Origin of the sequence: Bradyrhizobium genosp. L, from assembly GCF_015624485.1 — a bacterium.
Taxonomy (GTDB): Bacteria; Pseudomonadota; Alphaproteobacteria; order Rhizobiales; family Xanthobacteraceae; genus Bradyrhizobium.
In genome coordinates this window covers 6,704,915-6,729,145 of the sequence record NZ_CP061378.1, presented here as the reverse complement: position 1 = coordinate 6,729,145, position 24,231 = coordinate 6,704,915, and the positions used below count along the sequence as shown (strand labels likewise).

Annotated in this window: 28 protein-coding genes; 17 read left to right on the top strand and 11 right to left on the bottom strand. The window is 65.6% G+C overall.

From position 1 onward, the window contains the following. Positions 1-83 precede the first annotated feature (83 nt). Together IC762_RS32085 and IC762_RS32080 are read right to left on the bottom strand one after the other, a co-directional pair. The gene (locus tag IC762_RS32085) at positions 84-632 is read right to left on the bottom strand and encodes a sigma-70 family RNA polymerase sigma factor (RefSeq protein WP_195786084.1); all 549 of its coding nucleotides are present in this window, start codon (positions 630-632) and stop codon (positions 84-86) included. Further along, positions 632-835, bottom strand: coding sequence for a NepR family anti-sigma factor (locus IC762_RS32080; RefSeq protein ID WP_173643727.1), 204 nt, complete (start codon positions 833-835; stop codon positions 632-634). The genes IC762_RS32085 and IC762_RS32080 overlap by 1 nt, the downstream gene beginning before the upstream one ends. Positions 836-1,119: 284 nt before the next feature. Between IC762_RS32080 and IC762_RS32075 the strand changes: the two genes are divergently transcribed. From IC762_RS32075 to IC762_RS32065, 3 genes are all read left to right on the top strand, one after another. Continuing rightward, positions 1,120-1,932, top strand: coding sequence for a response regulator (locus IC762_RS32075; protein ID WP_195786083.1), 813 nt, complete (start codon positions 1,120-1,122; stop codon positions 1,930-1,932). Between the two features lie 157 nt (positions 1,933-2,089). Next, positions 2,090-2,971, top strand: a complete 882-nt coding sequence (locus tag IC762_RS32070; RefSeq protein WP_195786082.1) for a DMT family transporter — start codon at positions 2,090-2,092, stop codon at positions 2,969-2,971. A gap of 65 nt (positions 2,972-3,036) precedes the next feature. Beyond that, positions 3,037-3,177 (top strand): hypothetical protein, encoded by a 141-nt coding sequence (locus IC762_RS32065; RefSeq protein ID WP_195786081.1) that lies wholly within the window; start codon positions 3,037-3,039, stop codon positions 3,175-3,177. A gap of 51 nt (positions 3,178-3,228) precedes the next feature. On the opposite strand, the gene IC762_RS32060 is transcribed toward IC762_RS32065, so the two are convergent. After that, positions 3,229-3,465, bottom strand: a complete 237-nt coding sequence (locus IC762_RS32060) for a hypothetical protein (RefSeq protein WP_195786080.1) — start codon at positions 3,463-3,465, stop codon at positions 3,229-3,231. Positions 3,466-3,644: 179 nt separating this feature from the next. On the opposite strand from IC762_RS32060, the gene IC762_RS32055 reads away from it, so the two are divergent. Next, positions 3,645-3,809: a hypothetical protein gene (locus IC762_RS32055; protein ID WP_195786079.1), complete on the top strand. Its 165-nt coding sequence runs from the start codon at positions 3,645-3,647 to the stop codon at positions 3,807-3,809. Between the two features lie 37 nt (positions 3,810-3,846). Beyond that, on the top strand, positions 3,847-3,969 hold the full coding sequence (locus IC762_RS35635; RefSeq protein WP_283816306.1) for a hypothetical protein: 123 nt from the start codon (positions 3,847-3,849) through the stop codon (positions 3,967-3,969). Positions 3,970-4,139: 170 nt separating this feature from the next. Here the strand turns inward: IC762_RS35635 and IC762_RS32045 are convergent, their stop codons facing one another. Further along, positions 4,140-4,394, bottom strand: a complete 255-nt coding sequence (locus IC762_RS32045) for a hypothetical protein (RefSeq protein ID WP_195786077.1) — start codon at positions 4,392-4,394, stop codon at positions 4,140-4,142. 161 nt (positions 4,395-4,555) lie between these two features. Here IC762_RS32045 and IC762_RS32040 point away from each other — a divergent pair, with 161 nt between their 5' ends. From IC762_RS32040 to IC762_RS32015, 6 genes are all read left to right on the top strand, one after another. Further along, entirely contained in the window at positions 4,556-4,777 is a 222-nt protein-coding gene (locus tag IC762_RS32040) for a hypothetical protein (RefSeq protein WP_195786076.1), read from the top strand. Positions 4,778-4,822: 45 nt separating this feature from the next. Next, the gene (locus tag IC762_RS32035) at positions 4,823-5,503 is read left to right on the top strand and encodes a transglutaminase-like domain-containing protein (protein ID WP_195786075.1); all 681 of its coding nucleotides are present in this window, start codon (positions 4,823-4,825) and stop codon (positions 5,501-5,503) included. A 15-nt stretch (positions 5,504-5,518) separates the two neighbouring features. Beyond that, positions 5,519-6,448 carry a DMT family transporter gene (locus IC762_RS32030; RefSeq protein WP_195786074.1) on the top strand — a complete coding sequence of 310 codons (930 nt, stop codon included), beginning with the start codon at positions 5,519-5,521 and terminating at the stop codon, positions 6,446-6,448. Between the two features lie 71 nt (positions 6,449-6,519). Continuing rightward, positions 6,520-7,425 (top strand): MBL fold metallo-hydrolase, encoded by a 906-nt coding sequence (locus IC762_RS32025; RefSeq protein ID WP_195786073.1) that lies wholly within the window; start codon positions 6,520-6,522, stop codon positions 7,423-7,425. Positions 7,426-7,435: 10 nt separating this feature from the next. Next, complete coding sequence (locus IC762_RS32020) at positions 7,436-7,903, top strand: metallophosphoesterase family protein (RefSeq protein ID WP_195786072.1); 468 nt, start codon at positions 7,436-7,438, stop codon at positions 7,901-7,903. Between the two features lie 246 nt (positions 7,904-8,149). Beyond that, complete coding sequence (locus IC762_RS32015) at positions 8,150-8,542, top strand: hypothetical protein (RefSeq protein ID WP_195786071.1); 393 nt, start codon at positions 8,150-8,152, stop codon at positions 8,540-8,542. 238 nt (positions 8,543-8,780) lie between these two features. On the opposite strand, the gene IC762_RS32010 is transcribed toward IC762_RS32015, so the two are convergent. From IC762_RS32010 to IC762_RS32000, 3 genes are all read right to left on the bottom strand, one after another. Further along, a complete protein-coding gene (locus IC762_RS32010; protein WP_195786070.1) occupies positions 8,781-9,227 on the bottom strand; it encodes a hypothetical protein in 447 nt (148 codons plus the stop codon). Positions 9,228-9,365: 138 nt separating this feature from the next. After that, positions 9,366-9,719, bottom strand: coding sequence for a DUF883 family protein (locus IC762_RS32005; RefSeq protein ID WP_195786069.1), 354 nt, complete (start codon positions 9,717-9,719; stop codon positions 9,366-9,368). A 76-nt stretch (positions 9,720-9,795) separates the two neighbouring features. Then, on the bottom strand, positions 9,796-10,908 hold the full coding sequence (locus IC762_RS32000; protein ID WP_195786068.1) for an AI-2E family transporter: 1,113 nt from the start codon (positions 10,906-10,908) through the stop codon (positions 9,796-9,798). Positions 10,909-11,135: 227 nt separating this feature from the next. On the opposite strand from IC762_RS32000, the gene IC762_RS31995 reads away from it, so the two are divergent. Further along, on the top strand, positions 11,136-11,945 hold the full coding sequence (locus IC762_RS31995) for a L,D-transpeptidase (protein WP_195786067.1): 810 nt from the start codon (positions 11,136-11,138) through the stop codon (positions 11,943-11,945). A 9-nt stretch (positions 11,946-11,954) separates the two neighbouring features. After that, positions 11,955-12,593 (top strand): DUF2865 domain-containing protein, encoded by a 639-nt coding sequence (locus IC762_RS31990; RefSeq protein WP_195786066.1) that lies wholly within the window; start codon positions 11,955-11,957, stop codon positions 12,591-12,593. Positions 12,594-12,831: 238 nt separating this feature from the next. Here IC762_RS31990 and IC762_RS31985 read toward each other — a convergent pair whose 3' ends face one another. Next, on the bottom strand, positions 12,832-14,925 hold the full coding sequence (locus IC762_RS31985; RefSeq protein ID WP_195786065.1) for a methyl-accepting chemotaxis protein: 2,094 nt from the start codon (positions 14,923-14,925) through the stop codon (positions 12,832-12,834). 196 nt (positions 14,926-15,121) lie between these two features. Between IC762_RS31985 and IC762_RS31980 the strand changes: the two genes are divergently transcribed. Beyond that, positions 15,122-15,277, top strand: coding sequence for a Thivi_2564 family membrane protein (locus tag IC762_RS31980; protein ID WP_084292245.1), 156 nt, complete (start codon positions 15,122-15,124; stop codon positions 15,275-15,277). 167 nt (positions 15,278-15,444) lie between these two features. Here the strand turns inward: IC762_RS31980 and IC762_RS31975 are convergent, their stop codons facing one another. Further along, positions 15,445-17,607, bottom strand: coding sequence for a malate synthase G (locus IC762_RS31975; protein ID WP_195786064.1), 2,163 nt, complete (start codon positions 17,605-17,607; stop codon positions 15,445-15,447). Positions 17,608-17,831: 224 nt separating this feature from the next. On the opposite strand from IC762_RS31975, the gene IC762_RS31970 reads away from it, so the two are divergent. After that, positions 17,832-19,418, top strand: coding sequence for a S8 family serine peptidase (locus IC762_RS31970; RefSeq protein ID WP_195786063.1), 1,587 nt, complete (start codon positions 17,832-17,834; stop codon positions 19,416-19,418). A 44-nt stretch (positions 19,419-19,462) separates the two neighbouring features. Here IC762_RS31970 and cysC read toward each other — a convergent pair whose 3' ends face one another. Further along, entirely contained in the window at positions 19,463-21,382 is a 1,920-nt protein-coding gene (cysC, locus tag IC762_RS31965; RefSeq protein ID WP_195786062.1) for an adenylyl-sulfate kinase, read from the bottom strand. 35 nt (positions 21,383-21,417) lie between these two features. Continuing rightward, on the bottom strand, positions 21,418-22,212 hold the full coding sequence (cysD, locus tag IC762_RS31960; protein WP_195790382.1) for a sulfate adenylyltransferase subunit CysD: 795 nt from the start codon (positions 22,210-22,212) through the stop codon (positions 21,418-21,420). A 244-nt stretch (positions 22,213-22,456) separates the two neighbouring features. Between cysD and cysG the strand changes: the two genes are divergently transcribed. Next, positions 22,457-23,908 carry a siroheme synthase CysG gene (cysG, locus tag IC762_RS31955; RefSeq protein ID WP_195786061.1) on the top strand — a complete coding sequence of 484 codons (1,452 nt, stop codon included), beginning with the start codon at positions 22,457-22,459 and terminating at the stop codon, positions 23,906-23,908. Further along, entirely contained in the window at positions 23,905-24,222 is a 318-nt protein-coding gene (locus IC762_RS31950) for a DUF2849 domain-containing protein (protein ID WP_195786060.1), read from the top strand. The genes cysG and IC762_RS31950 overlap by 4 nt, the downstream gene beginning before the upstream one ends. The last annotated feature ends 9 nt before the right edge of the window (positions 24,223-24,231 follow it).

Sequence of the window (24,231 nt, the reverse complement as noted above, 5' to 3'; positions counted from 1 at the left end):
ACGACAAAGGCGGCCCGACCGGGCCGCCTTTTGATTTCCAAGAGTTGTTTCCAAGAGTTGTTTCGCCTAGCGAGTTGTTTCGCCTAGCCGCCATTGCCGCCGATCACGGCGCGCACGGTGTTGTCGGGACCGAAATCCTCGGCGCTGTCGACATAGAGCAGCGCGGAGAGCTTCGATCGCGCACGGTTGACGCGGCTCTTGATGGTGCCGACCGCGCAGCCGCAGATCGCCGCCGCGTCCTCATAGGAGAAGCCGGAGGCGCCGACCAGGATCAACGCCTCGCGCTGGTCTTGCGGCAGCTTCTCGAGCGCGGTGCGGAATTCCTCGAACTCCAGATGCGCCGATTGCGAGGGCTGGCTCTTCAGCGTCTTGGCGTAGTTGCCCTCGGCATCCTCCACCTCGCGCCGGCGCTTGCGGTAGTCGGAGCGAAACAGGTTGCGCAGGATGGTGAACAGCCACGCCGGCAGGTTGGAGCCCGGCTGGAACGAATCGATATTGGCGATTGCGCGTAGCAGGGTCTCCTGCACCAGATCGTCCGCGCGGTCACCATTACCGGATAGCGAGATCGCGAAGGCACGCAGGCTTGGCACCGACGCCAGGATGTCGTCGCGAAGTTCATTCGTGAGAGGCATTACTCCCCTCCATTGTTCTTGTCGGTATCGCCCCCGGCGACAGCAGCTGCGGCAGCCTCAGGTCCGTCGAGTTTGCGGATCAACTCCGCAAAGCGATCGGGCACCCCCTGCCGCACCACGTCATCGTACATGGCGCGAAGCTGGTGGCCGATTCTGGACTGAATCTCGGCGTTGAGACCGCCCTGCTTCTTTACTTCCTTCATGATGTGATCCACGCTTCCCCGGGAGGTTAAGTCTCTGATTTTCAAGTCGTTTCCTCGAAAAAAGAGGCTGGCCGCGTCGCTCGTCGGTCAGGAGCTAATGCAAAGTTGCGCGGAAAGTTCCGGATTGCTGGAACTATTTCTTGGAACTTTTTGGGCGTTCGCGCGTAGTCGGGCATGCAGGGGAACCGGGGTTACCTCAGGAAGCCAGATACCAGCTGGAACTCGCCGGCCCCAGGACAACATGTTTCAGGCCGATTGGCTTCAAGAACCAGGATGGAGTGGGAATGTCCCGATCGCAGGTCGTTGCTGAACATCTTCCGCTGTTGCGCCGCTATGCCCGCGCGCTGACCGGAAACCAGGCGTCGGGCGACGCCTATGTCGGGGCCATGCTCGAGGCCCTGCTGCAGGATGGATCGCTGCTGGATCAGGCCCACGGCCCGCGCGCCGGGTTGTTCCGGCTGTTCACCCAGATCTGGAATTCGGTCGCGGTGAACAATGACAATGCCGACGTGGCGACGCTGTCGCTGCCGCCGGAACGCCGGCTCTCCAACATCACGCCGTTGGCCCGCCAGGCCTTCCTGCTGCTCTCGCTCGAGGGCTTCTCGGAGGAGGAGGTGGCCTATATCCTCAACACCGACATCGCCGAGACCCGCAAACTCACCGACACCGCGGGCCGCGAGATGGCCGCCGAGATCGCCACCGATGTCCTGATCATCGAGGACGAGACCTTCATCGCCATGGACCTCGAGAGCCTGGTGAAGAATCTCGGGCATAATGTCATCGGCGTCGCGCGCACCCATTCCGATGCGGTGGCGCTCGCCAAGAACAAGAAGCCCGGCCTGATCCTCGCCGACATCCAGCTCGCCGACGGTTCGTCGGGCCTCGATGCGGTGAACGAGCTGCTGCGCACCTTCGAGGTACCGGTGGTGTTCATCACCGCCTATCCGGAACGCTTCCTGACCGGCGAGCGGCCGGAGCCGGCATTCCTGATCTCCAAGCCGTTCCAGCCGGCGATGGTGTCGGCGGTCGCGAGCCAGGCGCTGTTCTTCCAGCGCAACTCGCGCAACCGCAACGCGCCGCGCGCGGCGTCGGCATAGAGCATGGTCCGGAATTTGGTCTAGGCTGGCAGAACCTCAGCCGGCGTACCGCAAGGTACGCCGGTTTTTTCTGCGCGTCACTTCATCCGGGCGAAGGAATGTCGGCATGCGCCGCGCGCGCTACAGTCCGGTGCATGCGCCTGCTATGCGCATGCCCATGGATTCGACACAGCGCGACAGGTCGATCGGCTTCCTCTGCCTGGTGGTGACGGCGTTCGGCTGGGCGCTGAACTGGCCGCTGATGAAGCTGTTGTTGCAGCAATGGCCGCCGCTGTTCGCACGCGGGCTGGCCGGCAGCTGCGCGGCGCTGATCCTGGCTGCGCTGGCGCTGGCCCGCCGGCAGTCGCTCGCCGTGCCGCGCGAGGCGATCCCGCGGCTGTTGTTCGCCTCCTTCACCAATGTCTTCGCCTGGATGGGCTTTGGCACCATCGCGATGAAATTCGTCACCGTCGGCGAGGGCGCGCTGTTGGCCTATACGATGCCGATCTGGGCGATGCTGTTCGCCTGGCCGGTGCTGCACGTCCGCCCGACCTTGCGCGACCTTGCCGCGCTCGTGCTCGGCGTCGCCGGCGTCGCGCTCTTGCTCGGTGGCGGCGGCTTCGCCTTCAGCACCGGCAAGCTCACCGGCATTGCGCTGGCGCTCGCCTGCGCCGTCCTGTTCGCGCTCGGCAATGTCCTGAACCGCAAGCCGCTGCCGATGCCGCCGCTCGCCGTGGTGGCCTGGCAGGTCGGCATCGGCTGCCTCGTGATGCTCGTACTCGGCATCGCCTTCGAGCAGCCGGACTATGCGGCGATCACGCCGCTCGGCGTCGGCTGCTTCGCCTACATGACGCTGATGCCGATGGGCATCTGCTATCTCACCTGGTTCGAGACGCTGCGCCGCCTGCCGCCGACGTCGGCCTCGACCGGCATGCTGCTGGTGCCTGTGATCGGCGTGGTGTCGGCCGCGATCATCCTCGGCGAGCCGCTCGGTCTGCGCGAGATCGGCGCCATGGTGCTGACGCTCGGCGGCGTCACGCTCGCGCTGCAGCGCGCGTGATGCGGCCACGCGCAGGAACGGACGCTCTCCGCCGGCGTTCATCCGACGGAAAATGGAGTCCGGCCATGCGCAAGGCGATCGCAGCGCTCGATGCGGAGCAGAGGGCGCAGTTGCTCTATCTCGCCGATCTCGGCACGGCGATGTTCTCGTCGGCGCTGGTGGTCTGCGTCCTGAAGGGAATCGTGGATCTCTTCGCTGCGGCGTGAACCGCCGCGCGGCCGCGCCGTCAGTCTCCTTGTCGGCCCCGCTTGGGCGCGTCAGGAGGGCTCGTCGGTCTGCGTGTGCCCATCCGGGCCTCGATTGAACACCCCAAAATCGCTGGATTTCACACCCGCCCGTGCGTCGATCCCGGCGCCGGCGAGGCCGAGCTTCAGCAGCTCGCGGACCGCGGCGGCACGGGTCGGCATCCGGTGCTTGAACCGGAAGTCGTCGACCGCCGCCAATTCCTCAGGAGATAGCATGACTTGAAGCCGCTCGGCGCGAATCTCATTCATCTCCAATCACCCAGAATGAGTTGTTTGAGTAGTTTGCTAAACGAGCCAACTTTCATTGGGTTCCATAAGCTCTGCAAAAAACCCCAAATGAGTAGAATTGTGTAATGAAATCAATAATTTAGTATAGGTACGGGGAACGATTCGACGGCCAGCGTCTTTCTATTCCGAAGGGAGACGCCATGACTGATCAGGTCAAGCTGCCCCGCAAATTATCCGAGGAACCTGCCGCGCCGAAGCCGCGACGGCCGAGCCACGCGCAGGTAATCGAACAACTGGACCGCTGGGCCAACAGTCCCGGTCTGCAACCGCCAAAGGTGGACGATGCAGAAGCGCAAACGATCTGAGCCCCATACTTTCGAGCAGCGCCTCGAAGAGCACAAATTGAAGCTCGAGATCCAGCTCGCGCGGCTGCCGTCCGGAACGCAACGCGATTCGATCGCCGCACGAATCGAGCAATTGCGCACCGCAGCCGAGCTGAACGCGATGCTGTCGCGAGAGGCCTAGGGTCACTTCCTTGGGCGAGATCAATAGCCGCGGCAGATAGAAATCACCTTGCGCTCAACAGCGAGAAGAGCCGGCGATGAAACCATCGCCGGCTCTCGATCCTTGGGCTGTTCAGCGGGCTCATGCGGGTGCGCGCGTTCGCGGCGTAGCTGGAGAGGCTGGCGCGCCGCTTAGTCGCTCCGATGCCGCCCCGTGCGCGGGTTCAGTGGCTCGGTTGGACGCCGCCGCAGCGCCTCGGGCAGGAACGGCTCGCCGCGTTTGGGCGAGGGCGCGGCGCGCACGTCGGCAGCCCATTGCGCGCGTTCGTGCGGGGTCCGGTTGTCGTTGAAGGTCCGCTTCACGTCGACCCCGTCGACGGGATCATTGACGCCGTTCCGGCTGGCAGGCGGCTCGGTGCCGTCATGGATATCGCTGGGCTTGCCCATCGCATGCTCCGTTTGCGCTTTCACCCGGTCAACGTCATCGGCGCGAGCGCCGTTCCAAAAAGTGAAGGGCCGGAGGTCCGCTTTGCGCTCTGGAATCCTTGGCGGGCTCGGGGCCAGCCGGTAGTATGGAACCCGACACACGGCAAAGGGATCTCGGGAGAATGAAGCACGTCGACGTCGCGGTGATTGCTGCCACGCTGTGGCTGCTGGCGTCGATGGTGCTGGACATCCTGACGCCGAAATCCATCACCGCGCTGATGATCGCCGCTGCCCTGGCCCCGCCGGTCCTGATCGGGGTCGGCATTCATTTCGCGCGCGAATATTTCAAGGCGAAACGACGCAGCTACCGGCCGCCGCAGTGGGACGAACGCTTCAGGAACTGAGCCGGCACGCATTGAACTAAGCCTGCGGCTTGTTAAGCTTGCGGCATGACCGAGCAACTCACTGAGACGATCCGCCGCCTCTATACCGAGCCGGCCGACTATATCGACAGCGACCATCCCGCCGTCGCTTCATTCGCCCACGCCGCCGTGCCCGCCGACGCCGGCGCGCGGGACATTGCGAGCCGGCTCTACACCGCGGTGCGTGACGGCATCCGCTACAACCCCTATGTCAACATGCAGTCGCCGGAGAGCTTCCGCGCCTCCAGCGTGCTCGCCGCCGGCAATGGCTACTGCGTCGGCAAGGCCGCGCTCTATGCCGCGGCCTGCCGTGTCCATGGCATCCCGGCCCGGGTCGGCTTCGCCGATGTGCGCAACCACCTGACCACCGAGAAGCTGCGCGCCAGCATGGGCACCGACCTCTTCACCTGGCACGGCTTCGCCGACGTTTTCATCGACGGCGCCTGGCGCAAGGCGACGCCGACCTTCAACGCCACGCTGTGCGCCAAGCTCGGCGTCGCGCCGCTCGATTTCGACGGCCACAGCGACGCGCTGCTGCATCCGTTCGACGGCGCCGGCCGCGCCTACATGCAATACGTCGCCGAGCACGGCAGCTATCATGACGTGCCGGCCAAATTCCTGATGCGCGAGATGGCGCGCGAATATGCCAACATGCATGGCGAGGATCTCGCCGGCCGCGACATGGAGCGGGAGGCGGCGGAGCAGTAAGGCTCGGTCGGTGTCATGGACGCAAAGCCCTCGGAGACCTCCAGCGCAAAACCGTCCGCCGCGGGTTGGCAGGACGCCATAGCGCTGATCGGCTTCGTCCTCGTCGCGACCGGGCAGGCCTCCAACCAGGTGCTCGCGCGCGGCCTCGCCGGCTCGGTGCCGCCGTTCTCGCTGGCGTTCTTCCGCTGGAGCATCATCGCGATCGGGCTCGCGCCGTTCGCGATCGCCGCCATCCGTGAGGGCAAGATCCCGCTGGCGCAAAACGCCTGGCCGATCCTCGCCGCCGGCTTCCTCGGCATGTTCCTGTGCGGCGGCCCGGTCTATGTCGCGGGGATCACGACCACCGCGATCCACATCGCGCTGATTTTCGCGCTGTCGCCGATCATGGTGCTGTTGATCTCGGCGGCGCTCGGCATCGAGCATATCGGTCCGCTGCAATGGCTCGGTACCGGCCTCGCGCTGTCGGGCGCGCTGCTGATCGTCTCGGGCGGCCATCTGGAAACCTTCACCCAGTCGGGCGCGGCGTGGGGCGATCTCCTGGTGGTGCTGGCGATGCTCGGCTGGTCCGGCTACACGCTGATGCAATCCCGCGTCGCGCCGGGCGCCTCGTTGCTCGCGCGCGTCAGCCTGTTCTCGGCCGCCGGGGCACTGTGTTCGCTGCCGCCGGCGCTCTGGGAGATGGCAAGCCAGCCGGCCGACGTCTTCAACACCAGGGCGGTCGAAGCCTATGTCTTCGCCGGCCTCGTGCCCGGTCTGATCGCTTACGCCGGTTTTGCCTGGCTCGGCGGCAAGTTCGGCTCGGTGCGGACTTCGCTCGTGCTCTATGTCGCCCCGGTCGCGAGCGCGCTATTGTCCTGGCTGATCCTCGGCGAGCCGCCGAAACTGATCCACCTCGTCGGTGGCGTGCTGATCCTCGGCGGGGTCTGGGCGAGTTTGCGAAAGTAAATCTTCACCCTTGTGACCCGGATGAAGGTCGGATTTGAGGCGTTGCTTGTCGCGCGCTAGGCTGACCCATCATGTTCAATCTGACATTCTTGGGAACATCGGCCAGCGTGCCCTCGGCCGAGCGCAACCATCCGGGACTTCTGGTCGAGGCGGGCAGCCACCGGATCCTCGTCGATTGCGGCGAGGGGACGCAGCGCCAGCTGCTGCGCAGCGGCGCCGGCTTCAGGCGGCTCGACCGGCTGCTGCTGACGCATGCGCATTTCGACCACGTGCTCGGGATTCCCGGCCTGTTCTCGACGCTGCGGCTGCGCAGCAGCGAGGAGGTCGTCACGATCCATGGCGGGCAGGAGACGCTCGAGGTCGTCGCCCGGATGCTCGCCGGGTTCTGGGGCGAGGGCAGGGCGCCGGTCGCGCTGCAATTGCGGCCGCTGCAGCCGGGCCGGGTGCTCGATGCCGGCGAATTCACGATCGACTGCTTTCCGATCCGCCACCGCGACAGCGACAGCTATGCCTTCATCTTCCAGACCTTGGCGCGGCGACATCTGCGGCCGGACCGCCTGGCCGCGCTTGGCGTGCCCGACGGTCCGATGCGCCGGGAGCTGGCCGAAGGACGTAAGATCACGCTCGCGGACGGCAGGACCATCGCTTCCGAAGACGTTCTCGGACCGCCTGAGGCAGGCCGGAAGCTGGTCGTCGTCGGCGACACCGAAACCACCGACCGGCTGGCGGATCATGTGCGCGACGCCGATCTGCTGGTGATCGAAGCCACGTTCCTGCAACGCGATGCGACGACGGCGCGCGACTACGGGCACCTCACGGCGGCGGAAGCGGCATCGCTGGCGGCTGCGAACGGCGTCAGGCAGCTGATGCTGACCCACATCTCCGGCCGCTATCCGGACGAGGAGATCCTGGCGGAGGCAACGACGACATTCTTAAACAGCCGGATCGCGGTGGATTTGGACCGCATCGCGATCTGAGGCAGCGGCAATGGTGTTCAGGATCGGCATCATCTCGGATACGCACGGCTTGCTGAGGCCGGAAGCGACGCGCGCTCTCGCCGGCGTCGATCACATCGTCCATGGCGGCGATATCGGTGGCCCCGACATCATCCCCCCGCTGCGCCGGATCGCACCGGTCACCGCGATCAGAGGCAATGTCGACACCGGCGGTTGGGCCGGCGAATATGCCGAGACCGAGCTGGTGCGGCTCGCCGGACGGTCGATCTTCGTGCTTCACGATCTCAATGCGCTGCAGATCGATCCGGTCGCGCGCGGCATCGACATCATCGTCTCCGGCCATTCCCACATGCCGAAGATCGATACGCGCAATGGCGTGCTCTACCTCAATCCCGGCAGCGCCGGCCGGCGGCGCTTTCGGCTGCCGATCACGCTTGCGACGCTGAACATCACGCCTGAGGACCTTCGGCCGGTCATCCGCGATCTCGGCAACGGCTGAGGCGGATGCAAAAAAAAGCAGGGCGCGACCGGCATCACCACGGTCGCGCCCTACGTCGCCGGTCAATGGGGCAGGGGGAATAACCGGCTGCCGGAATGACTCCGAACCCCCGGGACTCGTTCCAGGCGAGTGCAAATATTTTTCGTACACGGTTAAGTGATTGTCGGCGGTGAGAACCGCAGGGGATTTGTTCGCGTTGTGTCCCTGATCGCCAAGGGAATTGTTCACGGGGCGAGGGACAGCATCATGTCGCAGATTCACAAGGCAATTCTCGGCGTGCTCGCGCTTGGCGCCACGCTCGGCGCCGTGCAGTTCGCCTCCGGCCATGACCTGATCGGCGGTCAGCAGATCGCCGCAACGCCGGCGCCTGAGGGCGCGGTCAATCGCGCCGCCAAGGCCGACCGATCGGCGGTTCCCGCTGCAGGCCAAAGCACCCGGACCATCGCGTTGAAGTTCGACGGGCTGCCGGACACCTCCGTGCTGGTTCGTGTTCCCGTGGCAAAGCAGGAAGCACGCAACCGTCCGCAGGCGCCCGCTGCGGCCCGCAGCGGCGAAGGCCGCAAGGTCGCTTGCGAACCGGTGGTCAGCGTGCTGACCGACGTCGCCAAGCTGCTGCAGCCCGGCCGTTGCATCACCTGAGCTCTTCCCTTTGTCATTCCGGGGGCGTGCGGGTGGACCCGCTGCCGCAACACATTCAGTGTCGTCCCGGCGCAGGCCGGGACCCATAACCACCGATGGTCATTGTTGCACGACGCCGGGGCCACAGCTTTCTTCCACAACCCAACCCTGTGGTTGGGTCCCGGCCTTCGCCGGGACGACATGTGCATGAGGCGGCCTTATCGCGCACTTACAAGCGATCTCGCCAGCGAGAGTACGGCTACTCCTCCCTCTCCTCAGCCGGCTCGCTGCTCCCCGCTGCGCCGCGGCTGGCCATCAGGCCGAGTGCGAGGCCGCCGATGGCGAGGATCGGGATCAGCCGCTTGACGCCGATGGCGCGGATGATCTGCAGGCCGGTTGCGATCATCACCGGATCGGCGAAAGCGGCCGCCGCGGTGGCTTTGGCGGCCCGTTCGGCGCGCCGACGCATCTCGCGCTTGCGTGTCGCGTAGACGCCGGCCGCGATCAGCGTGACGACGAAGAACAGCGCGGCGCCCGCAAGGCATGCCTCGACCGGACCGTAATGCTGCAGCACGAACACGAAGGCCGCCGCACACAGGAAGGCGAGGGTGATGAACAGCGCGACCGCCGCCGCGCCGACGAGCGATGTCAGTTGCAGCGCGCTCCCCGCAGACTCCTTGACGTCACTGATCAGCCGCTGAAGCATTGGCGCGCCTTGTATCTGCCGGGACGTATCGAATGCCTAGAGCGTTTTCGAGCGAAGTGGAAACCGGTTCGCGTGAAGAAAACGCGTCAAAACAAAAACCTAGAGCCCCGTTCCGATTCCATCGGAACGGGAAAGGCTCTAGCGGCGCCAGGTGACGCCGATCAGGAAGCCGAGGCCGAGCGCCAGGCCGACGGTCGCGAGCGGCCGCTGCGTGATCACCTCTTCCAGCGACTCCTCGAGCGAGGACGCCGCGTCCATCATCGCGCTGCCGCGCTCCGACATGTCGTCGAGCGCGGATTCGGCGTTGGCACGCGCTTCCTTGTAGTGCCGGCGCGCCTGCTTGCCGGCGTTGTTGGCAAAAGAGTTGAGCGCGTCGGTGATCTGCTCGGTGAGGGCGGCGATATCGTTCTTCACGGCGGTGACATCCTTCTCGAGACGTTCGTAGGTCGCTTTGTCCGTCATGTTCTTGATCCCAAATGCGCTGTCCGACATCGAAAGCTCCCGTAGAACTCGCGTGTTACGGAAAAAACGCGCCGTGCCATGCAAAGTTCCAGACGCGAAACCGAGGCTACTCTTCCGGCAACTGCGGCGAATTGACCGGCATCAGATGCTCTTTCATGATCAGTCCAACGATCAAGAGCGGCGACGACAGGAAGGCGCCCATCGGGCCCCACAGCCAAGTCCAGAACGCCAGCGCGAGAAACACCGCAAGCGCATTCAGCGAGAGCCGGCGTCCGACGATCGTCGGCGTGACGAAGTGGCCTTCCATGAAGGTCACGACGGCGAAGCAGGCCGCCGCCAGCAGCCCGGCGCCGATCGTCGGCGACGAGATGATGCCGACCACCACCAGCACCATGAACATCGCAACCGGGCCGATGATCGGGATGAAGTTCAACGTCGCCGCGAGCGCACCCAACCCAGCTGGGGTCGGCATGCCCGTGATCGCGCAGATCACGCCGGTCAGGATGCCGACGGCGACATTGATCATGGTCACGGTCAGCAGGTAATTGCCGAGATGGATCTCGAGCTCGTTGAGGATGCGTAGCGTGCGCAGCCGCGCCTGCCGGTCGCTGAACGTCAACACCATGGCGCGGCGCAGATCCTTCCAGCTCGCGATGAACAGGATCAGGGTCGCGACGAACAGCAGGAATTCGGCGAAGGTCGGCGACACGAATTCCAGCGTCGGCTGCACCCACTCGAATTTCGGCAGCTGGAAGCTCGCCAGCGTATCCGAGCCGCCGACCATGCTCTGCAGCTCCCGCCACAGCGCGAGCGGCCGGTCGAACACGTGCATCTTCTCTTTCAGGATGCCACCGAGCTCGGGCAGCCGCGAACTCCATTCCATGACCGGCGAGGCGATCAGCCCGACCATGAAGGTCACGGCGGCGCCGACTGCGATCACGATCAGGACGGCCCCCAATGCACGCGGGATCCCGTAACGCTCGAGAAAGTTTGCCGCCGGCGACAGCATGGTGCCGACGATGAAGGCCATGGTGATCGGCAGGAAGAAGGCGCGGGCGACGTAGAGCACCGCGACCACCACGATGATCACCAACGTGAGCTGCGCGAAGGTGACGATTTCGGTGCGCCGGATGATGGGCGGCAGGTCGGCTTTGCTGTCAGGGACCGGCGTGCCTTCGCTCGCGTTGCCAAGCAGACGTTCACTCGGAAAGGCGCGCACCAAAACTGTCTCCCGCGAGGACAAACAATTCTGCGTCGCGAAGTCGTCCCGCGCGTCGAACTGCCGAGACAAACTGGTGGCGTCGAAAAAGGTTCCATCGCGGAGTCGTGAGGCCGAGCGGGTTGACAATCGAGACTTTCCGACGATTCGCGCCGGAACCTGCAAGCCGCCATCCGCGTTGGACCGGCACAGCATCACCACGATGCACGTCACTTCAGGGGCAGCACATGACACAGCAGTCTCTCGTCAGCCGCCGGCTTGCGTCGCGCGCCGCGCGCACCCTTGCCTTCGCCAGTATGATGTTCGCCGCACCGTTCGTTCTCGGCGGCGCTGCGCACGCGCAGCAAATGAACAGCAGCGCGCTCGGTTACGCATCGAGCCAGCCGGACGGATTTCCGAACGGCCAGGTGATGGATGATCAGGCGACCGAAGACGGTGCCCTGCCGGAGCGGCTGCGCCGCACCGTCGTCGCGCTCAACACCTCGGAGGCGCCCGGCACCGTCATCATCGATACCGGCAACACCGCGCTCTACTATGTGCTCGGCGGCGGCCGGGCGATCCGCTACGGCGTCGGTGTCGGCCGCGAGGGCTTTACCTGGGCCGGCGTGCAGACCATCAGCCATAAGGCGGAGTGGCCGGACTGGCATCCGCCGGCCGAGATGATCAAGCGCCAGCCTTATCTGCCGCGCTTCATGGCGGGCGGCCCGGGCAACCCGCTCGGCGCGCGCGCGATGTATCTCGGCTCCAGCGAGTACCGCATCCACGGCACGAATGATCCCTCGACCATCGGCAAGTTCGTCTCCTCGGGCTGCATCCGCCTGACCAATGAGGACGTCGCCGACCTGTTCAGCCGGGTCGATGTCGGCACCAAGGTGGTCGTCATGCCGAAGAACGCGCCGCATCTGGCTGCGCGTGAGCTCGGACCGTCGACGACCGAAATCTCAGTCCGGTCAGCGCCGGCGCGGCAGTCGGCAGTAATGACGCTGCCGTCGGGCCGCCAGGCGATGAACATCCCGGTCTCCGGCTCGCTGTATTGAGGACCGATCATGGCGACACGGCGCAGCAGGCGGTGGGCATTCGGGATAGCGGCCTTGTGCTGCGTCGCGCTGGCGCCCGCCGCCCGCGCCCAGGATTTCTTCCAGCAGCTGTTCGGCGGCTTCACGGAGCGGCGGGCCCCGCTGATCCGGGTGCCGTTCGACGACGGCTATGCACCGGCTCCCGCGGCGCGGGTCGAGCGCCCGCGGATCAGCACCGGCGGCGGCCAGGCCTATTGCGTGCGGACCTGCGACGGCCGCTACTTTCCGCTGGCGGCGACCGGCAACCAGAGCAAGGCGGACACCTGCAACAGCTTCTGCCCGTCAGCCGCGACCGAGGTGGTCTACGGCGGCAGCATCGACAGCGCCGAGACCGAGAGCGGCAAGTCCTATGCCGACCTGCCGAACGCGTTCCGCTATCGTGACGAGATCGTCGCCGGGTGCACCTGCAACGGCAAGGATCCGGTCGGGCTCGCCGCAGTCAAGATCGAGGACGACCCGACCCTGCGCAAGGGCGACATCGTCGCCGGCAAGGACGGATTGATGTCGGTCGGCCGCACCGACCGCCGCGGTGCCGAGCTCAACTTCACCCCGGTGCCCGACCGTATCCGCGCCAAATACGAGCGCCCGGCCGTGGTGGCGCGCGAGTGATCCGTCAATCCTGACCGGCAAACGGCGCCCCATACTCCACTGTCGTCCCGGCGAAGGCCGGGACCCATACTCCGCGGCGGAGGTTGTGGGTGGGACTTGTCGTTCCACCGACGCGCAACAATGACCATCGGTGGTTAGGGGGTCCGGACTTCGCCGGGACGACGCTGAATGTTTGGCGTCGCCTGCGAGGCATGCGTTCCCATGCTCAGGATGACGGGTTGAAAAAGCCGCGTGGCGATCACGCGGCGCGGATCTTGCCGAGGAACGCGGTGACCTGATGGCCGAGTTGCTGGCTCTGGGTTTCCAGCGTCTCGGAGGCGTGCTTGACCTCGTCGGCGGCGGTGGCCGAGGCGTCGGCGTCGAGCTTCACGCCGGTGATATTTTCCGAGACGTTCTTGGTGCCCTGCGCCGCGTACTGCGTGCTGCGGGTGATCTCCTGGGTCGCGGCGCCCTGTTCCTGCACCGCGGCGGCGATCGCGGTGGCGACCTCGTTGACCTCGCCGATGATGCTGCCGATGCCCTTGATGGCGTCGATCGCATCGCCCGCGACCTTCTGGATGTCGGCGATCTGCTCGGAAATCTCCTCGGTCGCCTTGGCGGTCTGGCTCGCCAGCGATTTCACCTCGGAGGCCACCACCGCGAAGCCGCGGCCGGCGTCGCCGGCGCGCGCGGCCTCGATGGTGGCGTTGAGCGCGAGCAGATTGGTCTGCGCCGCGATGCTGTTGATCAGGCCGACCACCTCGCCGATCCGCCCGGCGGATTTGGCCAGTCCCTGCACGGTGCCGTCGGTCTCGCGGGCCTGGTTCACGGCGCGGCTGGCGATGCCGGCGGCATGCGCCGCCTGCTGGCTGATGTCGTTGATCGAGGCGCTGAGCTCCTCGGCCGCTGCCGCCACGGCCTCGACGCTCATCGACGCCTCGCCGGAGGCTTTCTCGGCGACCTGGACGCGCTCATTGGTCTGCCGCGACACCGTGGACAGGCCGTTCGAGGTGGTGCGCATCTGGCCGGAGGCATCGCCGAGCCGGTCCAGGGTCTGGCGCACCAGGCCCTCGAACTCGCCAACATGGCCCTCGATCGCCCGCTGCCGCGCCGTGGCGCCGGCGTTGTGCTCGCGCTCCTGCGCTTCGATCCTGACCTTCTCCGCCGCCTGCTGCTTGAAGGTCTCAAGCGCCCCCGCCAGCGCGCCGATCTCGTCGCCGCGCGCGGCATATCCGGTGTCGACTGCGAGGTCGCCGGAGGCGACCTGCAGCATCGCATCGCGCATCCGGTGCAAGGGCCTGATGACGCGGCGGCCGACCAGCAGCTGGGCGCCGATCGCCACGCCAATTGCCACGGCGAGCAGCGCCAGCTGCATCGTCAGCGATTCCAGCGCGGAGCCATGCTGGCTTGCAGCATGCGCCTTGGCGGCGTCGAGCGCGGCTTCGGCAACGCCGACGGCGGCGGCGAGGCGGCCGACGGTGAGCGGCGTCCACTGGTTCGCGGTCAGCTCGGGCTTCTCGCCGCTCGCCACCGCGTTGAGCAGCCGGTCGCGCAGTGCGAGATATTGCGGCTCGAAATAGGCGGTCTTGTTGGCGGTCATGGCGCTCGCCAGCGCCGGCGGCAGTTGCATGCCCGCGGTGGTCAATTCGAGCGCGCTCCAGGCGGCGTCGATCCCGCCGGCGAATTTGGTGTAGCTGGTCCTGATCTCGGGCGTGACGCTGCCCTTGTTGAGTGCGGTCGAGACGATCAGCGACGCCTCGCCGGCGGTGTTGCGCAGCAGCCAGGCGATCTGCTTGATCGCCAGCAACTGGTCGATGGTGGCGTCCTTGTGATTGACGTCGGCGGCGAGCACGCCGGAGAGCTTCTCCATGGCGTCGAGCAGCGCGTTCACCGTGTCGGTGTAATCCTTGACCAGTGCCGGGCGGCGCGAGGCCTTCGGCTTGCTCATCGCGTCCCAGAATTCGCTCTGCAGCGTCGTGGCGGTCTTGAACAGGCGGTCGAGCTCGGGGACCAGCGTCTTTTGCTGCGCGAACTCGAAGCTGTTCAGCACCACGAGCGCATTTGCCATCGCCGGCATCTCGGTGTCGCGGATGTTGCGCAGATATTTCTCGATCTCCGGATCGACAGCCGCATCGGAGCCCAGCAGGCGGGTCGTCGTCGAACGGTCGGTGCGCAAATTGTGCATCGCCTTGAACAGATTGGCGGACGCATCGGCAATTACGGAGATGCGGCCTGCGACCTGCAGGCGGCCCCAGGAGTCCCAGGCATTGAGCGAGATCGCCACCACCACGCAGAACGAGGTGACGAGAATGACGGTCTTCAGCAGCGTGGATACGGTCAGGCGATTGAGCATGTGCTTCCCCCAAAGCTGTCGCCATTTGGGGCAGCAAGGGTAAAGACTTCGGCAGGCCTTGTGGCCGTAGTACTACTGGGACGCTGGAATCGTTGACATTTTTCGGCAGCTATCCGGTTCCGTTGCCGGGAACCGGTCGATCCCTCAGACGTTAAGGAGGGGCTAACAGCGGTTCAACGGCATCAGGGGGCCAAGCATGCTTGTCGGCGTACTCGTCACGTTTCTGGTCATCATTCTCGTTCTTTATCTGATCAACATGCTGCCGATGGATGGCCGCGCCAAGCAGATCGCGCGCGTCGTCGTCATCATCATCGGCATCGTGTCGCTGCTGAAATATCTCGCGGTGTTTTAGGCCGTCATTGCGAGGAGCGAAGCGACGAAGCAATCCATCCGTCCGTTATGCCGAAGCATGGATTGCTTCGCTTCGCTCGCAATGACGTGGATACTGCGACGCGTAACCAACAAAAAAAGCCCCGGCTTCGCGCCCGGGGCTTTTGCTTGCGGCCGTCCTTGCGCGGATCAGCCCGCGGCTTTGGCCTCGCGACGGCGCGCGGTGAGGATGTATTCGGTGTAGCCGTTCGGCTGGGTGCGGCCCTCGAATACGAGGTCGCAGGCGGCCTTGAAGGCCACGCCGTCAAACGCGGGCGCCATCGGCTTGTAGAGCGCATCGCCGGCGTTCTGCTTGTCGACGACGACGGCCATGCGCTTCAGGGACTCCATCACCTGGTCCCTGGTGATGACACCCTGATGCAGCCAGTTCGCGAGGTGCTGGCTCGAAATGCGCAGCGTCGCACGGTCTTCCATCAGGCCGACGTCGTGGATGTCGGGCACCTTGGAGCAGCCGACGCCCTGGTCGATCCAGCGCACGACGTAGCCCAGGATGCCCTGGCAGTTGTTGTCGATCTCCTGCTTGACGTCGTCGGGCGCCCAGTTCGACTGCGACACCGGGATGGTGAGGATGTCGGAGAGCTTGGCGCGCGGGCCACCCTTGGCGAGTTCCTGTTGACGCGCGGTCACGTTGACCTGGTGATAGTGCAGCGCGTGCAAGGTGGCCGCGGTCGGCGACGGCACCCAGGCGGTGGTGGCGCCGGCCTGCGGATGGCCGATCTTCTGCGTCAACATGTCGGCCATCTTGTCCGGCGCGGCCCACATGCCCTTGCCGATCTGGGCGTGACCGGGCAGGCCGTCGACCAGGCCCATGTCGACGTTCCAGTCTTCATAGGCCTTGATCCAGGGCTGCGCCTTCATGTCGTTCTTGCGGATCATCGGACCCGCTTCCATCGAGGTGTGGATCTCGTCGCCGGTGCGGTCGAGGAAGCCGGTGTTGATGAACATGATGCGCTTGGAGGCGCGCTGGATGCAGGCCTTGAGATTGACCGTGGTGCGGCGCTCCTCGTCCATGATGCCGACCTTCAGCGTGTTCTCGGGCAGGCCGAGCATCTTCTCGACCTCGGCGAACAGGTCGCAGGTCAGGCTGACCTCGTCCGGGCCGTGCATCTTCGGCTTGACGATGTAGACCGAGCCGGTGCGGCTGTTCCTGGTCTTCGAGTTGCCCTTGATGTCGTGGATCGCGAGCAGGCCGGCGACCGCGGCGTCGAGCAGGCCCTCCGGAATCTCCTTGCCCTTGGCGTCGAGCACCGCGTCGGTGAACATGTGGTGGCCGACATTGCGCATCAACAGCAGGCTGCGGCCGTGCAGCTTCAGTTCGCCGCCCGTCGGCGTCTTGTAGACGCGGTCGGTATTGAGCGAGCGGGTCAGCGTCTTGCCGCCCTTGTCGAAATCGGCCGACAGCGTGCCGTTCATCAGGCCGAGCGTATTGCGATAGACCAGCACCTTGTCCTCGGCATCGACGGCCGCGACCGAGTCCTCCATGTCGAGAATGGTCGAGACCGCCGACTCGATGATCATGTCGGCGACGCCGGCCGGGTCATCCTTGCCGATGACGTTGTTACGGTCGATCTTGACCTCGACATGCAGGCCGTTGTTGACGAGCAGGATCGCGGATGGATGCGCCGCGTCGCCCTGGTAGCCGGCGAACTGCGCAGCGTTCTTGAGCGCGGTCGAGTTGCCGCTCTTCAGCTTGGCCGAGAGCTGGCCGGCGATCACGGTGTAGGAGGTGACGTCGGTGTGGCTTGCGGTCGCCAGCGGCGCTGATGCGTCGAGGAAGGCCTTGGCCTTGGCGATCACCTTGTCGCCGCGGGCCTTGTTGTAACCCTTGCCGCTCTCGCTCGGATCATGCGGGATCGCATCGGTGCCGTAGAAGGCATCGTAAAGCGAACCCCAGCGTGCGTTGGCGGCGTTCAGCGCGTAACGCGCATTGGTGAGCGGCACGACGAGCTGCGGGCCGCAGATCTTGCCGATCTCCTCGTCGACATTTGATGTCTCGACCTTGTGTGTCGCGGGCTCAGGGAGGAGATAGCCGATCTCCTTCAGGAAGGTGGTGTAGGCGTTGATGTCGAACGCCTTGCCCTTGTGCGCGCGATGCCAGTCATCGATCTTGGCCTGCAGCGTATCGCGGTGTGCGAGCAGCTCGCGGTTCTTCGGCCCGAGCCTCTCGATGATGGCGGCAAGGCCTGCCCAGAACGCGTCGGGTGCGATCCCGCTCTTGGGTGTCGCCTCCTTGGCGATGAAGTCGAACAGGACAGGGGCGATCTTCAATCCGTGGGCATCGACACGAGTCATGATGGGCTTTCTCGGTAAACGGTCAGGTCAGTCAGCGGCTTATATGCAGGCAGCTAGCGCATGCGAGGGGTTCTTTTAGCCTCAAATTCGCTGTCTTAGGAAGGGGCTTTGGCAAACGCGCCTTGCTCGAACCGTCATGGCGGATTCTATCTCGGATTGACGGTCGTCGAGAGGGCAGCCATGAATCCCTGGTTTTGCATGTCTTTTTCGGGGCGGGTTTTTTCATGGCTGTTTCGAAAATCCTGATACGCGTTCCTGCATCCCCTGAACGGCGCGCTGCTGCGCATATGACGGGACGCTATCTGATTACCCTCCATCCTGATGCTCAGAAGCACATCTCGACGAGGCTGGATCGGATGGGACTGAAGGCAGTCACGCCGCTGCCCCGTGCCGCAGCGGAGGCAAGGCCATTGCCGCAGGGATCACACCTGCCTCTCAAGCAAGTCGGCGTGACTCTGGTCGATCCAGGTCCGGCCCAGGAAGACGCTCTGCATCAAATGGCCGCGAGCGAGAGCGGCGTGATCGCGATCGAGCCGGAGCGCGTCGTGCGTACCGTCAATTCGCAGAGCAATGCGGTCGAAGCGCTCGGTGCAAAGCTGCTCGACCAGCCTGCGGAACGTGTCGCTGCGGCGGTCGCGGCTCGCGCCGAAGCGGAGCTGACATGGGGGCTCTCGGTGACCAGGGTTGCGGAATGTCGGCTTTCAGGAGCCGGCATCAAGGTCGCAATCCTCGATACCGGGATGGATACGTCGCATCCCGACTTTGCCGGGCGGCACATCGTCACCCAGAACTTCGTTGGCGACGGGCCGCCCTTCCGTGATGGTGTCGGCCACGGCACGCATTGCACCGGCACCGCCTGCGGCCCGCAGCAGGTGTCGACGGGACCGCGTTATGGAATAGCCAGCGCGGCCACGATCCATTCGGGACGGGTGTTGGACGACACCGGCAACGGAGGCGACTTCAATGTTCTCGAAGGCATCAATTGGGCGATCGAGCAAGGCTGCGCAGTGATCTGCCTGTCCTCGGGAACTCCCTGGTCGCCAGGTGATCCGGCCTTCAGCCAGGCCTACGAAACCGCGGCCCAAAAGGCATTGGCGGCCGGCTCGCTACTGGTGGTGGCGGCAGGAAACGAGGCGGACGACCCACAATATGTCGGCGCCGTCGCAACGCCCGGAAACTGCCCATCGGTCCTGACCGTCGCGGCGGTGGATCGCAATCTGGCCACGGCTACGTTTTCGAACCGCGTGCGGCCTCGCGCACCGGGCGTCAGGGGGCCCGATGTTGCGGCACCGGGCGTCGTCATCCATTCGGCGTGGCGGGTCAGCCAGGCGAGGTACATCAGCTTGTCCGGTACCAGCATGGCGGCACCTTATGTGGCGGGGATCGCGGCACTGTTTGCGCAGTCGAGCACATCGCTGCGCGGGCAAGCGCTGAAGGACGAGATACTGAAGCACTGCATGCCCCTGCCGGACCGGGAAGGCGAAGTGGGGCGAGGCCTGGTGCAGGCGCCGAACGGTTGTGCGAACCGGCGTCGCAATTCGCAGGAGACCGGAATGGCCGAAGCCGTCTCAGTCATCGTCACGGTACAAGATTCTGCAATGCTCGACGAAGTCAGAGCTGCCGCCGAAAGGCACGGAATGAAAAGCGTGTCTGTCCTGCGCGGCCTCGGTATCTTCAAGGGGCTGGTGAACCCGCAATCGATCGAGGATATTTCGCGGATAACGGGCGTGCGCTCGGTCGAGCACGAACGGGTGAGCAAGGCTCTTTCGCCCGCACCATCCCCCCGATCGCGCCGCGACAATTCCAGATAGGTGGGCGACCGCGGAACCCAGCGTCGCCGCCGGATTCAGCGACCTCAGATATTCGCCGCGAGATCGGTCAGCTCGTCGAACAGAACGCCGCTCTCGGCCAGCATCCGCTCGATCGCGTCGGCGGCATCGGCGACGGACCGGTTCGACGTGTCGATGGTCAGTTCGTTGCCGGTCGGCGCCTGATAGTCGTTGCCGATGCCGGTGAAGCCTTGCAGCGCGCCGGAGCGGGCTTTGGCGTAGTGGCCCTTGGGGTCGCGGGTCTCGCAGACTTCGGCGGGCGTCGCGACATAGATCTCGCGGAACGCGCTGTCGGCGATGCGGCGCGCGGCCGCACGGTCGGTGGCCGATGGCGACACCGCGGCGACGATCGCGATATGGCCGTTGCGCGCCAGATGGGTCGCGACCTCGGCGAGGCGGCGGATGTTCTCGGTGCGATCCTCGGGCGAGAAGCCGAGATCGCCGTTCAGCCCGGCGCGCAGCGTGTCGCCGTCGAGCAGGATCGGCGAGCCGCCCTTGCCGAACAGCCGCCGCTCCAGCGCGCGGGCCAGGGTCGACTTGCCCGAGCCAGGCAGGCCGGTGAGCCAGATCACCGCGCCATTGTGGTGATAGCGCGCCGAGCGCTCGTCGGGACGCAATGCGGATTCGACGGGGACGATATCGACCGGCACGGCGGGGCGGCCGGCGTCGACCGACAGCACGAGACCGCCGCCGGCGATGCGGCCGTTGACCTCGATCACCAGGCGGCCGGTGCGCGGATTGTCGGTATAGGGATCGGTTGCCACCGGTTGCGCCAGCGAGATGTCGATCTCGCCGACATGGTTGCGCGCGATCGCGGTGTTCTCTTCGTTCGACAGCGCGCCGGGATCGACCGCCTTCTCGATCGCGACCACGGTGGCGCGGCTCTCCTTGGTGCCGAGCCGGATCAGGATCTGCTCGCCCTTGGCCAGCGGCTTGTCGTGCAGCCAGAAGATCCGGGCGCGGATCCGGCGGGTGTCGCGTGGGCTCTGCCCGGCATGGCCGATGATGTCGCCGCGCTCGAGGAACAGCTCGCGGTCGAGCGTGATGCCGACCGAGCGTCCGGCGCCTTGCGGGCCGTGTACCGGCGTCACCGGCCAGCTCTCGACGGTCTTGATCTTCGCGATCTTGCCCGTCGGCATGATTACGATCTCGTCGCCGGCCTCGAGGCTGCCGGACTCGATGCGGCCCGCCACGATGCGGCGGTCGTCGAACTTATAGATCGCCTGCACCGGCAACCGCAGCGGCAATTCGGCCAGCGGCCGCGCCGGCTCGAGCGCATCGAGCGCGTCGACCACGGTTGGGCCCTTGTACCAGTCGATCCGCGGCGTGCGCTCGGCGACGCCGTCGCCGTCGCGCGCCGAGATCGGGATCACGGCTGAAGGCCTGACGCCGAGACCGATCAGATGCGCCGAGATCTCGTCGCTGATCTCCTTGAACCTGTCGGCGCTGAAATCGACGCGGTCCATCTTGTTGACGACGATCGCGACCTGCTTCACGCCGAGCAGATGCAGCAGATAGCCGTGCCGCCGGGTCTGGTCGCGGACGCCTTCCAACGCATCGATGATCAGCACCGCGCCGTCGGCCTGCGAGGCGCCGGTGATCATGTTGCGCAAGAACTCTGCGTGGCCGGGCGCGTCGATCAACACGACGTCGCGCGAGCGGGTGCGGAAGCGGATCTGGGTGGTGTCGATGGTGATGCCCTGGTCGCGCTCGGTCTGGAGAGCATCGAGCAAAAAGGACCACTCGAACGGCATGCCGCGCCGCGCGCTGACCGCCTTCAGCATCTCGAGCTTGCCGTCCGGCAGGCTGCCGGTCTCATGCAGGAGGCGGCCGACCAGCGTCGACTTGCCGTGATCGACATGGCCGACGATGACGATGCGCACTTGCGGGCGCGTGGTGCCGTTGGGCGTTGCCGAGATCGCGGCAGTGGGGAGGATCATGTTCATCGGAACGCTCGCACCAGGAGGACAGTCAGTGTGAATCAGAGGTAGCCGGCGACGCGCAGCCGTTCGAACGCATCCTCGGTCTCGTGGTCGAGCGCGCGGCCGGCGCGCTCCGGGATCTTGGTGGCGTCGAGCTCGATCAGGATCTCGTCGATATTGGAGGCGGTAGATTCGACCGGGTTGGTGATGTCCTGGTCGCCCAGCGAGCGGTAGCGCTTGCCGTCCTTGGCGAGATACAGCGGGATGATCGGGATGTTCTCGCGCTTGGTGTAGGCCCAGATGTCTGCCTCGGTCCAATGCAGGATCGGGTGGATGCGCAGATGCGCGCCTTGCGGCGGCGATGCGTTGAACTGATCCCAGAACTCCGGCGGCTGGTCGCGAACGTCCCATCCGCCTTCGGTACCGCGCGGCGAGAACACGCGCTCCTTGGCACGGGTCGCTTCCTCGTCGCGGCGGATGCCGGCGATCAAGCCGTCAAAGCCGTATTTGTTGAGCGCGAGCTTCAGCCCCTCGGTCTTGCGCGCAGCGGAGCGTGCGGCCGGCGGCAGGGTCGGATCGACGCTGTCGATCGGCGGGCAGGGCTCGACGCGGAGATCGAGATCCCATTCCTTGCCGAAGCGGTCGCGGAACGCATACATCTCCGGAAACTTCTTGCCGGTGTCGACATGCAGCGCCGGAAACGGAACCCGGCCGAAGAACGCTTTCCGCGCCAGCCAGATCATCACATTGGAGTCTTTGCCGAGCGACCACAGCAGCGCGAGCTTCTTCAGGCGCGCGAACGCCTCGCGCAGGATGTAGATGCTCTGCGCCTCCAGCTCGTCGAGGTGGTCCATCGACGGCGGCTGAGCGGCGGGAATTCCCGGCACGGAAGCTGCTTTGGCAAGGGCTGCGGGCCGCGCTCCGGCGGCAGCGGAATCGTTGTCGAGAAGATGCATCTCTTGGCCTTGGCCTCGGGAGGTGAAAATTCTAAAGTTGCGCCGCAACAGAGAAGAAATAATTTTCTCTTTGTTGGCCTTGATCGAGAGATAAATAGAAAATAATTTCAGTCAACCCCCAAGTTGGGGAAGCGAGTGTCTGATGCGATACCTGCCCGTGTTTCTGGATCTGCAAAGCGGCAAGGTGCTGCTCGTTGGAGCGGGCGACCTCGCGCGCGCCAAACTGCGGCTGCTTGCGGCTGCCGGCGCCGCGGTCCGCTGGCACGCGACCGATGGCGATGACGATCTCGCAGGTTTCACGGCCGAGCAGACGGCGCGCATCGAGCGCGCCGATGGCGATCCGCTCACGGCCGACCTCTCGGACGTCATCGCAATTCTTTGCGCCGGTGCGGGCGATATCGGTGTCGCGATGTCGGTGCGCGCCAAAGCGGTCGGTCTGCCGGTCAACGTGATGGACGACCTCGCGCACTCCACCTTCATCATGCCGGCGATCGTCGATCGCGGCGATGTCGTGGTGGCGGTCGGGACCGGCGGCACCTCGCCGGTGGTCGCACGCCGCATCCGTGAGCGCATCGAGGCGGCGCTGCCGGCGCGGATCGGCGATCTCGCCGGCTTCATCGGCCGCTTCCGCAAACAGATGCATACCCGCATCGAAGAATTTCCGCTGCGCCGCCGGTTCTGGGAACGGATCGTCGACGGCCCGATCGGCGCGCTGGTGCTGGCCGGCCGCAACCACGAAGCCGAGCAGGCGCTGAAGGCCATCGCTGATCCCGCTGCCTTCGCCGGCGCGAGCGCGGAAGGCAAGGCCATCGGCCACGTCACGTTGGTCGGCGCCGGTCCGGGCGATCCGGATCTGCTGACGGTGAAAGCGCTGCGCGCGCTGCAGGACGCCGACGTCGTGTTCTACGACGAACTGGTGTCTCCTGAAATTCTGGACCGCGTCCGTCGCGATGCGTCGCGGATTCCGGTCGGCCGTCGTGTCGGCAAGCCGGGCATCGGCCAGGATGCCATCAACAAATTGATGATCGAGGCGGCGCTTTCAGGCCAGCGTGCGGTGCGGCTGAAGGGCGGCGATCCCTTCGTGTTCGGCCGCGGCGGCGAGGAGATCGAGGCGCTGCGCGACGCCGGCGTGGCTTACTCCATCATTCCCGGCATCTCGGCCGGCCTTGGCGCCGCGGCGCAATTCGAGGTGCCGCTGACCTTCAGGCACGAGGCGCTGCGCATCACCTTCCTCACTGCGCACAAGGCGCGCGATGCCGAGGTCGTCGACTGGTCGGTGCTGACGGACAAGAAGATGACCGTCGTCGTCTACATGGGCATGTCGGCGGCGCCGTCAGTGCGCGACGGCATGCTTGCCGCCGGCCGTTCGCCGGAAACGCCGGTCGGCGTGTTCGCGCGGGTGACCCGGCTCGATGCCAAGGCGGCGGTCGGCACGCTGGCGCGGCTGCCTGAGCTGGTCAAACAGGTCGACGGCGGTCCCGCCATTCTCATCATCGGCGACGTGGTCGCGCATTCCGCGCCGTGGAGCCGATCCAACGTCACCCAACTCTTCTCCAACCAGATGTTCTCCGAACTGCTGAAGGCTGCCGAATGACCTCTCCGTTAGAACAAAAGAAAATCAGGATCACGGGCCCCTCGGTGGTGACCGCGAACCGGACCTGGGATGGTGCCGTGGTGTACCGGACCGCGCAAAAGGGCTGGTCGACCGAACTGACCGATTCCGCCGTCGTCAGCACCTCCGATGACGCCCGCGCGCTGCTCGCCGAAGCGGCCGCCGACGATGTCGGCGCGGTCGGCCCCTATATCGCGCCGGTCGAGATCAAGGACGGCGGCAAGGTCAAGCCGGGAAATCTCCGCGAACAGATCCGCGCCAAGGGCGTGACCATCGACCTTCAGGTGCCGGCGTAAGGTTCATCC

Bases quoted from the DNA above. Each gene is read 5' to 3' on its own strand.
- IC762_RS32020 (WP_195786072.1), top strand. From the start codon at position 7,436: ATGGTGTTCAGGATCGGCATCATCTCGGATACGCACGGCTTGCTGAGG.
- IC762_RS32075 (WP_195786083.1), top strand. From the start codon at position 1,120: ATGTCCCGATCGCAGGTCGTTGCTGAACATCTTCCGCTGTTGCGCCGC.
- IC762_RS32065 (WP_195786081.1), top strand. From the start codon at position 3,037: ATGCGCAAGGCGATCGCAGCGCTCGATGCGGAGCAGAGGGCGCAGTTG.
- IC762_RS32055 (WP_195786079.1), top strand. From the start codon at position 3,645: ATGACTGATCAGGTCAAGCTGCCCCGCAAATTATCCGAGGAACCTGCC.
- IC762_RS32010 (WP_195786070.1), bottom strand. From the start codon at position 9,227: ATGCTTCAGCGGCTGATCAGTGACGTCAAGGAGTCTGCGGGGAGCGCG.
- cysG (WP_195786061.1), top strand. From the start codon at position 22,457: ATGCGATACCTGCCCGTGTTTCTGGATCTGCAAAGCGGCAAGGTGCTG.
- IC762_RS31995 (WP_195786067.1), top strand. From the start codon at position 11,136: ATGACACAGCAGTCTCTCGTCAGCCGCCGGCTTGCGTCGCGCGCCGCG.
- IC762_RS32060 (WP_195786080.1), bottom strand. From the start codon at position 3,465: ATGAATGAGATTCGCGCCGAGCGGCTTCAAGTCATGCTATCTCCTGAG.
- cysD (WP_195790382.1), bottom strand. From the start codon at position 22,212: ATGGACCACCTCGACGAGCTGGAGGCGCAGAGCATCTACATCCTGCGC.
- IC762_RS31980 (WP_084292245.1), top strand. From the start codon at position 15,122: ATGCTTGTCGGCGTACTCGTCACGTTTCTGGTCATCATTCTCGTTCTT.
- IC762_RS31950 (WP_195786060.1), top strand. From the start codon at position 23,905: ATGACCTCTCCGTTAGAACAAAAGAAAATCAGGATCACGGGCCCCTCG.
- IC762_RS31975 (WP_195786064.1), bottom strand. From the start codon at position 17,607: ATGACTCGTGTCGATGCCCACGGATTGAAGATCGCCCCTGTCCTGTTC.
- cysC (WP_195786062.1), bottom strand. From the start codon at position 21,382: ATGAACATGATCCTCCCCACTGCCGCGATCTCGGCAACGCCCAACGGC.
- IC762_RS32015 (WP_195786071.1), top strand. From the start codon at position 8,150: ATGTCGCAGATTCACAAGGCAATTCTCGGCGTGCTCGCGCTTGGCGCC.
- IC762_RS32040 (WP_195786076.1), top strand. From the start codon at position 4,556: ATGAAGCACGTCGACGTCGCGGTGATTGCTGCCACGCTGTGGCTGCTG.
- IC762_RS31990 (WP_195786066.1), top strand. From the start codon at position 11,955: ATGGCGACACGGCGCAGCAGGCGGTGGGCATTCGGGATAGCGGCCTTG.
- IC762_RS31985 (WP_195786065.1), bottom strand. From the start codon at position 14,925: ATGCTCAATCGCCTGACCGTATCCACGCTGCTGAAGACCGTCATTCTC.
- IC762_RS32070 (WP_195786082.1), top strand. From the start codon at position 2,090: ATGGATTCGACACAGCGCGACAGGTCGATCGGCTTCCTCTGCCTGGTG.
- IC762_RS32080 (WP_173643727.1), bottom strand. From the start codon at position 835: ATGAAGGAAGTAAAGAAGCAGGGCGGTCTCAACGCCGAGATTCAGTCC.
- IC762_RS32085 (WP_195786084.1), bottom strand. From the start codon at position 632: ATGCCTCTCACGAATGAACTTCGCGACGACATCCTGGCGTCGGTGCCA.
- IC762_RS32035 (WP_195786075.1), top strand. From the start codon at position 4,823: ATGACCGAGCAACTCACTGAGACGATCCGCCGCCTCTATACCGAGCCG.
- IC762_RS32045 (WP_195786077.1), bottom strand. From the start codon at position 4,394: ATGGGCAAGCCCAGCGATATCCATGACGGCACCGAGCCGCCTGCCAGC.
- IC762_RS32030 (WP_195786074.1), top strand. From the start codon at position 5,519: ATGGACGCAAAGCCCTCGGAGACCTCCAGCGCAAAACCGTCCGCCGCG.
- IC762_RS31970 (WP_195786063.1), top strand. From the start codon at position 17,832: ATGGCTGTTTCGAAAATCCTGATACGCGTTCCTGCATCCCCTGAACGG.
- IC762_RS32005 (WP_195786069.1), bottom strand. From the start codon at position 9,719: ATGTCGGACAGCGCATTTGGGATCAAGAACATGACGGACAAAGCGACC.
- IC762_RS32025 (WP_195786073.1), top strand. From the start codon at position 6,520: ATGTTCAATCTGACATTCTTGGGAACATCGGCCAGCGTGCCCTCGGCC.